The sequence below is a fragment of the Enterobacter sp. JBIWA005 genome, assembly GCF_019968805.1.
GTDB lineage: Bacteria > Pseudomonadota > Gammaproteobacteria > Enterobacterales > Enterobacteriaceae > Enterobacter > Enterobacter vonholyi.
The window spans coordinates 157,490-171,497 of record NZ_CP074159.1 but is presented as its reverse complement, the minus strand read 5'-3'; the positions used below and the strand labels follow the sequence as shown (position 1 = coordinate 171,497).

General features: G+C 55.7%; 11 protein-coding genes. 6 read left to right on the top strand and 5 right to left on the bottom strand.

Annotated elements, in window-relative coordinates:
- Positions 1–11 precede the first annotated feature (11 nt).
- Entirely contained in the window at positions 12–1,007 is a 996-nt protein-coding gene (locus tag KGP22_RS00775; protein ID WP_111964339.1) for an acyltransferase, read from the top strand.
- Here the strand turns inward: KGP22_RS00775 and KGP22_RS00770 are convergent.
- The 4 genes from KGP22_RS00770 to xylA all read right to left on the bottom strand — a co-directional run bounded on the left by KGP22_RS00770 (position 1,000) and on the right by xylA (position 5,401).
- Positions 1,000–1,920, bottom strand: coding sequence for a helix-turn-helix domain-containing protein (locus KGP22_RS00770; RefSeq protein WP_223580922.1), 921 nt, complete (start codon positions 1,918–1,920; stop codon positions 1,000–1,002). The genes KGP22_RS00775 and KGP22_RS00770 overlap by 8 nt on opposite strands.
- On the bottom strand, positions 1,920–2,459 hold the full coding sequence (locus tag KGP22_RS00765; RefSeq protein ID WP_111964337.1) for a cysteine hydrolase family protein: 540 nt from the start codon (positions 2,457–2,459) through the stop codon (positions 1,920–1,922). The genes KGP22_RS00770 and KGP22_RS00765 overlap by 1 nt, the downstream gene beginning before the upstream one ends.
- A 103-nt stretch (positions 2,460–2,562) precedes the next feature.
- On the bottom strand, positions 2,563–4,017 hold the full coding sequence (gene xylB / locus KGP22_RS00760; RefSeq protein WP_149367253.1) for a xylulokinase: 1,455 nt from the start codon (positions 4,015–4,017) through the stop codon (positions 2,563–2,565).
- A 61-nt stretch (positions 4,018–4,078) separates the two neighbouring features.
- Entirely contained in the window at positions 4,079–5,401 is a 1,323-nt protein-coding gene (gene xylA, locus KGP22_RS00755) for a xylose isomerase (protein WP_223582513.1), read from the bottom strand.
- Positions 5,402–5,772: 371 nt separating this feature from the next.
- Here xylA and xylF point away from each other — a divergent pair, with 371 nt between their 5' ends.
- The 4 genes from xylF (at position 5,773) to xylR (ending at position 10,750) form a co-directional block, all read left to right on the top strand.
- Positions 5,773–6,765 (top strand): D-xylose ABC transporter substrate-binding protein, encoded by a 993-nt coding sequence (xylF, locus tag KGP22_RS00750; RefSeq protein ID WP_111964335.1) that lies wholly within the window; start codon positions 5,773–5,775, stop codon positions 6,763–6,765.
- A 72-nt stretch (positions 6,766–6,837) separates the two neighbouring features.
- Positions 6,838–8,379 (top strand): xylose ABC transporter ATP-binding protein, encoded by a 1,542-nt coding sequence (locus KGP22_RS00745; RefSeq protein WP_223580920.1) that lies wholly within the window; start codon positions 6,838–6,840, stop codon positions 8,377–8,379.
- Positions 8,357–9,538 (top strand): xylose ABC transporter permease XylH, encoded by a 1,182-nt coding sequence (gene xylH, locus KGP22_RS00740; protein ID WP_041911621.1) that lies wholly within the window; start codon positions 8,357–8,359, stop codon positions 9,536–9,538. The genes KGP22_RS00745 and xylH overlap by 23 nt, the downstream gene beginning before the upstream one ends.
- A 33-nt stretch (positions 9,539–9,571) precedes the next feature.
- Positions 9,572–10,750 (top strand): D-xylose utilization transcriptional activator XylR, encoded by a 1,179-nt coding sequence (gene xylR, locus KGP22_RS00735; RefSeq protein ID WP_021242460.1) that lies wholly within the window; start codon positions 9,572–9,574, stop codon positions 10,748–10,750.
- 39 nt (positions 10,751–10,789) lie between these two features.
- On the opposite strand, the gene KGP22_RS00730 is transcribed toward xylR, so the two are convergent.
- Positions 10,790–11,614 carry a protein bax gene (locus tag KGP22_RS00730; RefSeq protein WP_111964332.1) on the bottom strand — a complete coding sequence of 275 codons (825 nt, stop codon included), beginning with the start codon at positions 11,612–11,614 and terminating at the stop codon, positions 10,790–10,792.
- Between the two features lie 314 nt (positions 11,615–11,928).
- Between KGP22_RS00730 and KGP22_RS00725 the strand changes: the two genes are divergently transcribed.
- Positions 11,929–13,959 (top strand): alpha-amylase, encoded by a 2,031-nt coding sequence (locus KGP22_RS00725; protein ID WP_223580918.1) that lies wholly within the window; start codon positions 11,929–11,931, stop codon positions 13,957–13,959.
- Positions 13,960–14,008 lie beyond the last annotated feature (49 nt).

The window sequence follows — 14,008 nt, the reverse complement described above, 5'->3', positions numbered from 1 at the left end:
ACGAGGAACTGATGCCGTCAAAAATTAACTGGATTGATAACCTGCGAGGAATAGCGTGTCTGATGGTGGTCATGATCCACACAACGACCTGGTACGTTACGAATGCCCACAGCATCAGCCCCGTTAACTGGGATATCGCCAATATTCTCAACTCTGCGTCACGCGTCAGCGTGCCGCTGTTCTTTATGATTTCCGGCTTTCTCTTTTTTGGCGAGCGCAGCGCGCAGCCAAGGCACTTCATCCGCATCGCGGCCTGCCTGGGGTTTTACAGCGCCGTTGCCCTGCTCTATATCACCCTGTTTACCTCAATAAACGCCGGACTATCGCTGAAATACGTGCTGCAAAAACCGGTGTTCTACCACCTGTGGTTCTTCTTCGCCATTATCGTTATCTATCTGGTCTCCCCGCTCATTCAGGTGAAAAACGTTAGCGGGAAAATGCTTCTGGCCCTGATGGTGGTCATTGGCATTGTCGCCAACCCGAATACGGTCTCGCAGAAAATCGACGGCGTTGAGTGGCTGCCGGTGAACCTCTATATCAACGGCGATACCTTTTACTACGTGCTTTACGGCATGCTGGGGCGCGCCATCGGGATGATGGAGACGCAAAAACGCGGTCTGAGCTGGCTCTGCGGGGCGCTGTTTATCGCTGGCGTGGCGGTGATTTCACGCGGGACGCTGCATGAGCTGCAGTGGCGCGGTAATTTTGCCGATACCTGGTATCTCTACTGCGGGCCGATGGTCTTTATCTGTGCCGTATCGCTGCTCACGCTCGTTAAAAACACCCTGAATGCGCGTCCCCTTCCCGTACTGAGCGTCATTTCACGACACTCTCTCGGGATTTACGGTTTTCACGCGCTGGTTATCCACGCGCTTAGGACAAGAGGCGTTGAGCTAAAAAGCTGGCCGGTGCTGGATATCATCTGGATTTTTGCCGCTACGCTGGCGATCAGCCTGCTGCTGTCGATGCTGCTGCAAAAAATAGACGTTCGCCGCTTCGTCAGCTAACGCTGCGCTGCCGGGCACGATGGTACTGGCGCGGGGAGGAAAACCCTGCCGCCAGCGAAGCCTGCTCCACGCCGCGCCCCTGCAATAGCCACTGCTCCGCCACCGCCAGACGCAGCTGCTCCAGATAATCGCGAACGCTAATGCCTAAATGAGTCTGGAAAAGCCGGGTAAGATGGCGCGGGCTGACGTGCGCCAGCGCGGCGATATCAGGCAAGCTCCACGTTTTTTGCGGCTCGGCGGTGAGCGCATCCTGCGCCCGATGGATCGCCGGATGAAGATGATTGCGGTAGCGCAGCCACGGGGAGAGCTGGGGATCGTCACCAGAACGGCGGAACCAGACCACCATCTCGCGCGCCACACTCAGCGCCTTTTCGGGGCCGCACAGGCGGTTAATCATATGCAGCGCCAGATCGATGCCAGACGTGATGCCTGCGCTGGTCCAGATGTTCTCATCCTGCACAAAGATGCGGTTTTCTTTAATCATCGCCGTGGGAGCCGCAGTGCGTAAACGGCCGATAACGTCATGGTGGGTTGTACACTGACGGTTGTTCAACAGGCCCGATTTCGCCGCCAGTAGAGCGCCTGAACAGACGCACATTACCATGATATCCCGGTGCAAAATGACCGGCTGCAGGCGCATCAGCCAGTGCTGTATCTGTAACGCCTGTGGCGTCGAAAACTGAGAGCGGGAGTCACTCACGCCGGGCAATACCAGCAGACTTCCCTCTGGAAGACGCTCCGGCAATGGCTGAACACCGTTCATCGTCAGGCCAATCGACGTCGTAACCTCCGGTTGCGGGCCAATGTAATGCAGACGAAACGCGTCGCCAGCCAGCACAAAGGTCTCCGCCGGGCCCGTCATATCTAATGACAGGACTCCAGGTAACATGACGAACCAGACGTCGATGGGCATTACAGTGACTCCAGCGTCTCCGCTACCGTTTTAATTTCGGCAAAACGCCCGGACAGTACCGTTTCGGTACGGTGGCGAATTTCCGCTGCGCTAAGGGTTATCCCTTTGTACGTCATGGGAAACGTCAGCGTCGCCTCGCTTACAAAGGTCACAGCATAACCCAGATCGGATGCCACCCGGGCGGTGGTTTCACAGCATTGTTCAGTGCGAATGCCGCAGATAATCAGCTGGTTGATATCACGCTCGCGCAGCCAGCGGTCAAGCCCGGTATCCGTGAAGGCATTATGGACGTGTTTCTGAAAAACCACATCCGGCTGATGACGTAAAAAGGCCATCGGTTTGACATAGCCGCTTTCCAGGGTGAAAGGACCGTCTTCATCCACATGAAAAATATCAACGACCGGGATATTGCGTGCCTGGCAGCCATCAATCAGCCCCAGAATCGCCTGCTGAAAGGCAGGGATCTCGCTTTCCTGCCAGTAATTGCGGTGATGGAAGGACTGCTGAGTATCAATATTGATGAGTGCAATACGTGACATGATGGATCTCCTCGCCAGTGGGTGTGACACCATACTGGCAAGGAAAGGAAGGCACGAACAGACCAAAAAAGGACATCCTCGTGCCTCTCCCGGACAAGCGTATTTACGACATTAGCGGCAGCAGCTGCTGGTAGATTTTACGGAATACCGCGCGCCTTTCCGCGTACCGCGCATGGTTTACCGAGTTCGGGAAATGCGCCTGCTCAAGGGTAAGCTGCGGCAGCAGTTGTGAAAGCGGTTTTTCCGGGTTCATAGCAATCTGCGCCAGACGCGCGGCGCCGAGCGCGGGGCCAACATCCCCTCCCGTGCGGAAATCTAGCTGCAACCCGCTGATATCCGAAAGCATTTGTCGCCAGTAAGGGCTTCGCGCACCTCCGCCAATCAGGGTGACGCTCGTCGGTTTCAGGCCGCAGTCGTGCACCACGTCCATCCCGTCGGCAAGCGCATAGCCCACCCCTTCCAGAACTGCACGCGCCAGTTCTGCCGGACCATGCTGATGGGTTAAACCAAAAAACACCCCTTTCGCTTCCGGGTTGTTGTGCGGCGTACGTTCGCCGGAAAGATACGGTAAAAACCAGACGGTACCGGCATTTTCATCCGCCTGCTGTGCTGCGGCAATCAACGCAGGAACATCGGTCATCCCGGTCAGCTTCGCCGCCCAGTCCAGGCACGACGCTGCACTCAGCATCACCGACATCAAATGCCATTTTCCAGGAAGCGCATGACAGAAACTGTGCACCGCGCTTTCGGGATTGCTGCGATAGCCGTCACTGACGGCAAAATAGACGCCAGACGTTCCCAGCGACAGCATCGCCTGACCTGCCTCAACCATGCCGACGCCCACGGCACCCGCGGCATTGTCACCGCCCCCGGCAACCACCGGTACGGCAGGCATATTCCAGCGTTCCGCAACGTACGGCAGCAACGTGCCTGTTACCTCGCTACCTTCGAACAGCGCGGGCATGTGTTCCCGGGTTAGATGGCAAGCATCCAGCATCGCCTCGCTCCAGTCGCGTTTCGCCACGTCGAGCCACATCGTGCCTGCGGCATCGGACATGTCGGAAGCAAAATCGCCCGTCATACGAAAGCGCAGATAGTCTTTCGGCAGCAGAACTTTCGCCACCTGACGGAAAATCTCCGGCTCGTGTCGCTGCACCCACAGCAGTTTGGGCGCCGTAAAGCCGGGCATCATCAGGTTGCCGGTAATTTCACGAGACGTGGGTACATGCGCCTCAAGAAGCGCGCACTCTTCCGCACAGCGGCCATCGTTCCAGAGAATGGCGGGTCGCAACACGCGATGCTCGCTGTCCAGCAGCGTAGCGCCGTGCATTTGCCCGGCAATCCCCAGCGCTTTAACGTCGCGCAGGCTATGCTGCTCGCCTAAAGCTTTGATTGCACGATCCGTTGCCTGCCACCACTGCTCCGGGTCCTGTTCCGACCACAGCGGATGCGGACGTGAAACCTGCAGCTTTTCTGTCTGCGTTGCTAACACCTCGCCCTGCTCGCTTAACAGGATGGCTTTCACACCCGATGTGCCCAGATCGATCCCGATATACATTGCGGTGACTCCTTTGACAGAAATGCCCGGTGGCGCTTCCGCGTACCGGGCCTGAATGCTGTTATTTATCGAACAGGTAGTGATTAACCAGATTTTCCAGCAGTTCCTGGTGCCCGCTCTGGTGCTGCGGCGCCAGCTGATGTTGTTCAGCGTACTTCGCGATGTCCGCAAGCGATAACTGCCCTTTCAATATTTGCTGGCCCAGTTCACTGTTCCAGCCGCTGTAACGCTTCGCCACGCGTTTATCCAGCTCGCCGTCTTCAATCATACGTGCCGCCACTTTCAGCGCCAGCGCCATGGTGTCCATCGCGCCAATGTGGCCGTAGAACAGATCGTATTTGTCGGTGCTCTGGCGACGCACTTTGGCGTCAAAGTTCAGGCCGCCGGTAGTGAAACCACCCGCTTTGATGATTTCGTACATCACCAGCGCGTTCTCTTCCACGCTGTTCGGGAACTGATCGGTGTCCCAGCCCAGCTGCGCATCGCCACGGTTCGCATCGACCGAGCCGAAGATGCCCAGCGCAATCGCAGACGCGATCTCGTGGTGGAAAGAGTGGCCCGCCAGCGTGGCGTGGTTGGCCTCAATGTTCACTTTGATCTCTTTTTCCAGACCGAACTGCTTCAGGAAGCCATACACCGTCGCCACGTCGTAGTCATACTGATGCTTCGTTGGTTCCTGCGGCTTCGGCTCAATCAACAGCGTGCCGCGGAAGCCAATTTTGTGCTTGTGGTCGACAACCATCTGCATAAAGCGGCCAATCTGCTCGCGCTCCTGACGCAGATCGGTGTTGAGCAGGGTTTCATAGCCTTCACGTCCGCCCCACAGGACATAGTTTTCGCCGCCCAACTGATGCGTGGCGTTCATTGCCGTCACCACCTGCGTGGCCGCCCAGATAAACACTTCCGGATCCGGGTTGGTTGCCGCACCCGCGCCGTAGCGTGGGTTAGTGAAGCAGTTTGCCGTGCCCCAGAGCAGCTTTACGCCGCTTTGCTGCTGTTTTGCTGCCAGTACATCCACCATCTGTGCAAAGTTGTTCAGATACTCTTTCAGCGATGCGCCTTCCGGCGACACGTCGACGTCATGGAAGCAGTAGTACGGCACGTTCAGCTTGTGGAAGAACTCAAACGCAACGTCGGCTTTGCGCTTTGCCAGTTCGATGGCCTCACCCGGCTGCTGCCATGGGCGATCAAAGGAGCCCACGCCGAACATATCGGCGCCATTCCAGCAGAAGGTATGCCAGTAACAGGCGGCAAAGCGCAGATGATCTTCCATGCGCTTACCCAGCACCAGCTCATCCGGGTTGTAGTGACGAAATGCTAAAGGATTGGTCGTTTTCGGGCCTTCGTAACGAACACGATCGAGTTGGTCGAAATAAGCTTGCATATTGAGCTCCATAATCAGGGTATGCGGCGAGTCGTTGATACAGGAGTAATAGTGAATAGACATTTTGGGTTGCTCAATTACGTTATTTCACACTGCTATTGAGAGAATGCACAACTGTGCGCTGGCTCGCAAAATAATGCGCAGACAAACTATTTTTCGGCGCATATTCCAGAATCAAATGTAATTAAGACGTTACGTATTTTAAAATCCGATCGCGGTCATAAATTCAGAAATAAACCAAATATCATAATGCGAAGATAAAAATCTGTAATTGCCAGCCCGCCTTTCCGCGTTAAAAATTTGCTGCGTCCCAGCAGTGAATGTTTCTTTTATCTCAGCAACATATACCCCTACAAAAAGGCCTAATAATTATGAAGATAAAGAACCTGACTCTAACGCTCTGCACTACGCTCCTCCTTGCAAGCTTTGCAGGACATGCCAAAGAGGTCAAAATTGGCATGGCGATTGACGACCTGCGCCTGGAGCGCTGGCAAAAAGATCGCGATATTTTTGTTAAAAAAGCAGAATCCCTCGGCGCCAGCGTGTTTGTTCAGTCGGCTAACGGCAACGAAGAAACACAAATGTCGCAGATTGAGAATATGATTAACCGTGGCGTCGATGTGCTGGTCATTATCCCCTATAACGGCCAGGTATTAAGTAACGTGGTGAAAGAAGCCAAACAGGAAGGCATTAAAGTCCTGGCCTATGACCGCATGATTAATAATGCGGACATTGATTATTATATTTCGTTCGACAATGAAAAAGTCGGGGAATTACAGGCGCAAAGCCTGATCGACAAAGTGCCTCAGGGCAATTATTTCCTGATGGGCGGCTCTCCGGTGGATAACAACGCCAAGCTGTTCCGCGAAGGGCAAATGAAAGTCCTTAAGCCGTACATCGACAACGGGAAAATTAAAGTGGTCGGCGATCAGTGGGCCGACGGCTGGCTGCCAGAAAACGCGCTGAAGATTATGGAAAACGCGCTGACGGCCAACAACAACAAAATTGATGCGGTTGTGGCCTCCAACGATGCCACCGCAGGCGGTGCTATCCAGGCCCTGAGTGCACAGGGGCTGGCCGGTAAAGTCGCCATTTCAGGACAGGATGCCGATCTGGCTGGCGTAAAACGCATCATCGCAGGCACCCAAACCATGACGGTCTACAAACCGATTACCGAGCTTGCCAATACGGCGGCGGAAATCGCCGTGGAACTGGGTAATGGCAAGCAACCTAAAGCAGACGCCACGCTGAATAACGGGCTGAAAGACGTTCCGGCTCGCCTGCTCACCCCTATTGAAGTCAATAAAGAGAACATTGACGCCACCGTCATTAAAGACGGCTTCCACAAGAAGAGCGAACTGTAATCCGGCGCGTCCCCTGCTTTGCGGGGGCGCATCACGTTGTACTGTTCTTCCCTCGGGTTATGTGGAGCAGTTATGCCTTATTTACTTGAAATGAAAAGCATCACCAAGCGCTTCGGCACGGTGAAAGCCGTCGATAACGTCAGCCTCCGGTTGAACCCCGGCGAAGTGGTTTCGCTGTGTGGCGAGAACGGCTCGGGCAAGTCGACGCTGATGAAAGTGCTGTGCGGGATCTACCCGCACGGCAGCTACGAAGGCGAAATCGTCTTTGCCGGTGAAGTTATCCAGGCGACACACATTCGTGATACCGAACGTAAAGGCATCGCCATCATCCACCAGGAGCTGGCGCTGGTGAAGCATCTCACCGTGCTGGAGAACATTTTCCTCGGGGCCGAAATTTCCCGCCACGGCGTGCTGGATTACGACACCATGACGCTCCGCTGTGAAAAGCTGCTGGCGCAGGTGAGCCTCAGCATTTCACCAGATACCCGCGTGGGTGACCTGGGCCTTGGGCAACAGCAGTTGGTCGAAATAGCGAAAGCGCTCAATAAGCAGGTCAGGCTGCTGATCCTCGATGAGCCTACAGCCTCGCTCACCGAACAGGAAACCGTGGTTCTGCTCAATATCATCCGCGATCTGCAAAACCACGGCATCGCCTGCATCTACATTTCACATAAGCTGAACGAGGTTAAAGCCATTTCGGACACCATCTGCGTGATCCGCGACGGGCAGCACATCGGCACGCGTGAAGCCGCCGGGATGAGCGAAGATGACATCATCACCATGATGGTAGGGCGCGAGCTGACGGCGCTCTACCCGAATGAACCTCATACCAAAGGAGATGAAGTGCTGCGCGTGGAAAACCTGACCGCGTGGCACCCCGTTAACCGCCACATCAGGCGCGTCAATAACGTCTCGTTTTCTCTGCACAGCGGCGAAATTCTCGGTATTGCCGGGTTAGTCGGTGCCGGGCGCACGGAGGCCGTACAGTGTCTGTTTGGCGTGTGGCCGGGGCGCTGGGAGGGCACGATTTATATCGACGGCCAGCCGGTGAAAATCGACAACTGCCAGCAGGCGATCGCCCGCGGCATTGCCATGGTGCCGGAAGACCGCAAAAAAGACGGCATCGTGCCGGTCATGGCGGTAGGGAAAAACATTACGCTTGCGGCGCTCGATCGCTTCTCCGGTGCGCTGAGCAGCCTGGACGATGCCGCAGAGCAGCAGTGCATCCTCCAGTCACTCGCCCGTCTGAAGGTCAAAACATCCTCTCCGGAACTGGCGATTGGTCGCCTGAGCGGCGGCAACCAGCAAAAAGCCATTCTGGCGCGCTGCCTGCTGCTTAATCCACGCATATTAATCCTTGATGAACCGACGCGCGGGATTGATATCGGTGCCAAATATGAAATCTACAAACTGATTAATCAGCTTGTACAGCAAGGGATTGCCGTCATTGTCATTTCGTCGGAGTTACCCGAAGTGCTCGGCCTGAGCGACCGCGTGCTGGTCATGCATGAGGGGAAACTGAAAGCCAACCTGATTAACCAGAACCTGACGCAGGAGCAGGTGATGGAAGCCGCTTTAAGGAGCGAACGTCATGTCGAAAAGCAATCCGTCTGATATCAAAGTCGCCGTTCCGACGCCCGGTGCGTTCGCAGGGCTAAAAGCGCTGAACCTGCAGGTCTTCGTGATGATCGCGGCCATTATCGTCATCATGCTGTTCTTTACCTGGATGACCGATGGCTCGTACTTAAGCGCGCGAAACGTCTCCAACCTGCTTCGCCAGACCGCCATCACCGGCATCCTGGCCGTGGGCATGGTGTTCGTGATTATCTCCGCGGAGATCGATCTGTCGGTCGGGTCGATGATGGGACTTCTCGGCGGCGTGGCGGCGATTTTTGACGTATGGCTCGGCTGGCCGCTGCCGCTGACCGTGGCGGTCACGCTGGTGCTGGGTCTGGTTCTGGGGGCCTGGAACGGCTGGTGGGTAGCCTATCGTAAAGTGCCGTCGTTCATTGTCACCCTGGCAGGGATGCTGGCCTTCCGCGGGATCTTAATCGGCATCACTAACGGCACCACCGTCTCCCCGACCAGTGCAGCCATGTCGCAGATTGGTCAGAGTTACCTCTCAGACAGCATAGGCTTTACTATCGGCGTGGTGGGATTGCTGGCGTTTGTCGCATGGCAGTGGCGTGGACGCATGCGCCGTCAGGCGCTGGGGCTCGCTTCTCCGGCGTCAACGTCGGTGGTGGGGCGTCAGGCGCTCACGGCGGTCATTGTGCTGGGCGCCATCTGGCTTTTAAACGACTATCGCGGAGTCCCGACCCCCGTCCTGCTGCTGGCACTTTTACTGTTGGGCGGTATGTTTATGGCGACGCGCACCGCGTTTGGCCGCCGTATTTATGCCATTGGCGGCAACCTTGAGGCTGCTCGGCTTTCGGGTATTAACGTCGAACGCACCAAACTCGCGGTCTTCGCCATTAACGGCCTGATGGTCGCTATCGCCGGGCTGATCCTCAGCTCAAGACTGGGCGCCGGCTCTCCCTCCGCCGGTAACATCGCCGAGCTGGATGCTATCGCCGCCTGCGTCATTGGCGGTACCAGCCTCGCAGGGGGTATCGGTAGCGTGGCGGGCGCGGTCATGGGGGCATTTATTATGGCGTCGTTGGATAACGGGATGAGTATGATGGACGTCCCGACGTTTTGGCAGTATATCGTCAAGGGAGCAATTCTTTTACTGGCAGTCTGGATGGATTCGGCCACCAAGCGACGGGCCTGATAACGGTATTGTGACTTAATTAGGAAGTGAGCCATGTTTGAAAAGCGTCACCGCATTACGTTGTTATTCAATGCCAACAAAGCCTACGACCGTCAGGTGGTGGAAGGCGTGGGTGAATATTTGCAGGCGTCGCAATCCGAATGGGATATTTTTATTGAAGAAGATTTCCGCACCCGTCTGGAGAACATCAAAGACTGGCTGGGCGATGGCGTCATCGCCGACTATGACGACCCCGTCATCGAACAGTTGCTGACCGACGTCGACGTTCCGATTGTGGGCGTCGGCGGCTCCTACCATTCGCCCGAACACTATCCTCCGGTTCACTATATTGCCACCGATAACCATGCCCTGGTCGAGGCCGCGTTTCTCCATTTAAAAGAGAAAGGCGTCCACCGCTTTGCGTTTTACGGCCTACCCGCCACCAGCGGCAAGCGCTGGGCCGTTGAGCGTGAACACGCGTTTTGCCAGCTGGTCGCGCAGGAGAAGTATCGCGGCGTGGTCTATCAGGGGCTGGAAACCGCGCCGGAAAACTGGCAGCACGCGCAAAACCGCCTCGCTGACTGGCTGCAAACGCTGCCACCACAAACCGGTATCATTGCCGTGACGGACGCGCGTGCGCGCCACGTGCTGCAGGTCTGCGAACACTTACATATTCCGGTGCCCGAAAAGCTGTGCGTGATTGGCATTGATAATGAAGAACTGACCCGCTATCTGTCCCGCGTGGCGCTTTCCTCCGTTGCTCAGGGCACGCGTCAGATGGGCTATCAGGCGGCGAAGCTGCTGCATCGCCTGCTCGATAAAGAATCACTGCCACTTCAGCGCCTGCTGGTGCCTCCTGTTCGCGTCGTAGAACGTCGTTCAACCGATTATCGCTCCTTAAGCGACCCGGCCGTTATTCAGGCCATGCACTATATTCGCAACCACGCCTGCAAAGGGATTAAGGTCGATCAGGTGCTGGATTCGGTGGGTATTTCGCGTTCGAATCTGGAGAAGCGTTTTAAAGAAGAGGTGGGCGAAACTATTCATGCCGTCATCCATGCTGAAAAGCTGGAGAAAGCACGCAGCCTGCTCATCTCCACATCGCTGTCGATCAACGAAATCTCGCAGATGTGCGGTTACCCGTCGCTGCAATATTTTTATTCGGTGTTTCGCAAAGAGTATGACACCACGCCGAAAGAGTATCGGGATCGCCACAGCGAGGTGCTGATCTAGAAAAGAAAACGCCTTCCAGTGGAAGGCGTTTTTTTGCGATTACATATGAGCGGCGATTAAGCGCTGGTTATCCTGGTACATAGCAAACAGATAGTTGTTATAGCTCTGTCCCTTCGTCGAATACCCTTTCAGCTTGTGGATCATCGTACTGGCCGTCACTTCCTGGTCCGCTTTACGCAGCTGAGCGCGTGATTTCCGGAACGATGAGTAGGCCGGGTGCGTGTTCAGATTCACCACATAGGCGCTAACGGAATCTTTCACGGATTCAAACTGCGAATAGCCTTTCACCTTGCCCGGCGCATTAGTACAACGGCCTTTCACGCATTTCATGCCGAAAAGGTTGTTGTTGCTACGTGCAAGCTTAGAAGTCCCCCAGCCGCTTTCGGCTGCAGCCATGGTCGCAACCATACTGCCTGGGATGATATCCACACGCTCAAGGAGAGCGTTCCACGGCACACGACGCGTGTTACCGTTCCAGCTCAGCTTGTAGCGCTTCGTGATATCCTTCAGACGCGCGCGCTCGGATGGCGACCAGCGGCTATCGTACTGTTTGGAAATCAGCCAGTTACGATCCGCAGTAATCGCGGCATTTTGACTCGTGATGTAAGGCATTACCGTCCGGAGAAACGCTTTTTTCCTTGGTGTTCCGGAAGGGTATTTTCGCAAATCAGGAAGTGAACTACTCTTTGCACTATTGCGAGAATACTCTTGTTTACTGCTAACCTTACTACTTGTCGTCTTTATTACGTGGGCTTTCTTACTCGTTGTATCCGTGTGCGTCTTCGCAAGCACCTCACCCGAAAATGCCGTGGTGAGTAACATGAGTATCGCAGCCCCATATCGTCGAATGGGAGTCGATATCATTAGGTCTCCTGGTCGGATGTAATCATCCTAACACCTTATTTTTTTCACAAATTTGAGAGCGGAATCTCAAATCATATCAAAAATAGACTTCAAGAGCACGTATAGAAATAGTCCAATTCCGAAACTATGTCACCTGAAACTTGCTCATAAAAACATCATTCCACAAAAACTGTGTGCGCTATCGCAGATAACTGCCTAATTTTGCGCGAGATCACTCATCCTCACGCATCCTCCTGGCGGAAAGCGACAGGGGATGAGTTTTTGCCCCTTGTCTGATGGCACACTGGTCAAAAATGCCGCGACAGGAAAAAGGAATGAAACGTACCGCATTAGCCTTTCTGATGTTACCCGCACTGGCGCATGCCGACTGGTCATCGCCAAGGTTTAGCGCATTTAGCGCCGAAGGCACCGGGGTCTTCACCAGCCAGGCAAAGCTTGCGAAGGGTACGCGTCCTCTTACGCTGAGTTTTGACAAGACGTGCTGGCAGCCTACAGGCGCGATAAAACTCAATGAGATGCTGTCGCTCAAGCCCTGTGACGGCACGCCGCCGCAGTGGCGCCTTTTCCGCGACGGTGAATACCAGATGCGGATTGATACCCGCTCCGGCACGCCCACCCTGCTGCTGACGATTCAGAGCGCCGCAGAACAGCCGGTTGCAAACGTCATCCGTCAGTGTCCGAAGTGGGACGGTAAGCCGCTGACGCTGGACGTCAGCCATACCTTCCCGGAAGGCTCCGTCGTGCGCGACTACTACAGTAAACAGACGGCGACGGTGCAGAATGGAAACATCACTCTGCAGCCAGCCGTCAACAGTAACGGCCTGCTGCTGCTTGAGCGCGCCGAAACCGACAGGCCTGCGCCGTTTAGCTGGCAAAATGCCACCGTCTATTTTGTGCTGACCGACCGCTATGCGAATGGTGACCCGGGTAACGACAACAGCTACGGTCGCCATAAAGACGGTATGCAGGAGATAGGCACCTTCCACGGTGGTGACCTCAAGGGACTCGCCGGCAAGCTCGACTACCTGCAGCAGCTGGGAGTGAACGCGCTCTGGATAAGCTCCCCGCTTGAGCAGATCCACGGCTGGGTCGGCGGTGGCACCAAAGGAGATTTTCCTCACTACGCCTATCACGGCTACTACACCCAGGACTGGACAAAACTCGACGCCAACATGGGCACCGAAGATGATTTACGCCATCTTGTCGACGAAGCGCACAAGCGCGGGATCCGCATTCTGTTCGATATCGTTATGAACCACGCTGGCTATGCCACGCTTGCAGACATGCAGGAGTATCAGTTTGGAGCCCTGTACCTGCAGGGTGACGAGCTGAAAAAGACGCTGGGAGAACGCTGGACGGACTGGAAGCCGGGCGCGGGACAAAGCTGGCACAGCTTTAACGACTACATCAACTTCGGCGATAAAGCCGCATGGGAAAAATGGTGGGGTAAAAAGTGGATCCGCACCGACATCGGTGATTACGATAATCCCGGCTTCGACGATTTAACGATGTCGCTGGCGTTCCTGCCCGACCTGAAAACGGAATCCACCGTCTCTTCCGGGTTACCCAATTTCTATCAACACAAGCCCGATACCCACGCGAAAGCGATTCCGGGCTATACCCCGCGCGACTACCTGACCCACTGGCTCAGCCAGTGGGTACGTGACTACGGCATCGACGGTTTCCGGGTGGATACGGCGAAACACGTTGAGCTTGCGGCCTGGAAACAGCTGAAAGACCAGGCAAGCCAGGCGCTGGCTGCCTGGAAAGGCGCTCACCCGGATAAAAAGCTCGACAACGCACCGTTCTGGATGACCGGGGAATCCTGGGGCCACGGCGTCATGCAGAGCGATTATTACCGCCACGGCTTCGATGCGATGATCAACTTTGATTATCAGGAACAGGCGGCAAAAGCGGTGGATTGTCTGGCCGATATGGATCTCACCTGGCAGCAGATGGCGGAGAAGCTGCAAAGCTTCAACGTGCTGAGCTATCTCTCATCCCACGATACGCGCCTGTTCCGCGAAGGGGGCCCGCGCGCGGCGGAGCTGCTTCTGCTGGCACCGGGCAGCGTGCAAATCTATTACGGGGATGAGTCCGAGCGCCCATTCGGGCCGACAGGCTCCGACCCGCTGCAGGGCACCCGCTCGGATATGAACTGGCAGGACGTCACGGGCAAGCAGGCCTTAACCGTCGCCCACTGGCAAACGCTGGGTCAGTTCCGCGCCCGCCACCCGGCGATTGGTGAAGGCAAACAAACCACGCTGTCGCTGAAAGAGGGGTATGGCTTCGTACGTGAACATGATGGCGATAAGGTGATGGTCGTCTGGGCGGGGAATCAGTAGATCATACCCCTCACCCTAACCCTCTCCCCATGGGGAGAGGGGAGGAGCT

What these genes read in the sequence shown, in the direction of transcription:
- KGP22_RS00775 (WP_111964339.1), top strand. Translation starts at nt 12, where the DNA reads ATGCCGTCAAAAATTAACTGGATTGATAACCTGCGAGGAATAGCGTGT.
- KGP22_RS00770 (WP_223580922.1), bottom strand. Translation starts at nt 1,920, where the DNA reads ATGCCCATCGACGTCTGGTTCGTCATGTTACCTGGAGTCCTGTCATTA.
- KGP22_RS00765 (WP_111964337.1), bottom strand. Translation starts at nt 2,459, where the DNA reads ATGTCACGTATTGCACTCATCAATATTGATACTCAGCAGTCCTTCCAT.
- xylB (WP_149367253.1), bottom strand. Translation starts at nt 4,017, where the DNA reads ATGTATATCGGGATCGATCTGGGCACATCGGGTGTGAAAGCCATCCTG.
- xylA (WP_223582513.1), bottom strand. Translation starts at nt 5,401, where the DNA reads ATGCAAGCTTATTTCGACCAACTCGATCGTGTTCGTTACGAAGGCCCG.
- xylF (WP_111964335.1), top strand. Translation starts at nt 5,773, where the DNA reads ATGAAGATAAAGAACCTGACTCTAACGCTCTGCACTACGCTCCTCCTT.
- KGP22_RS00745 (WP_223580920.1), top strand. Translation starts at nt 6,838, where the DNA reads ATGCCTTATTTACTTGAAATGAAAAGCATCACCAAGCGCTTCGGCACG.
- xylH (WP_041911621.1), top strand. Translation starts at nt 8,357, where the DNA reads ATGTCGAAAAGCAATCCGTCTGATATCAAAGTCGCCGTTCCGACGCCC.
- xylR (WP_021242460.1), top strand. Translation starts at nt 9,572, where the DNA reads ATGTTTGAAAAGCGTCACCGCATTACGTTGTTATTCAATGCCAACAAA.
- KGP22_RS00730 (WP_111964332.1), bottom strand. Translation starts at nt 11,614, where the DNA reads ATGATATCGACTCCCATTCGACGATATGGGGCTGCGATACTCATGTTA.
- KGP22_RS00725 (WP_223580918.1), top strand. Translation starts at nt 11,929, where the DNA reads ATGAAACGTACCGCATTAGCCTTTCTGATGTTACCCGCACTGGCGCAT.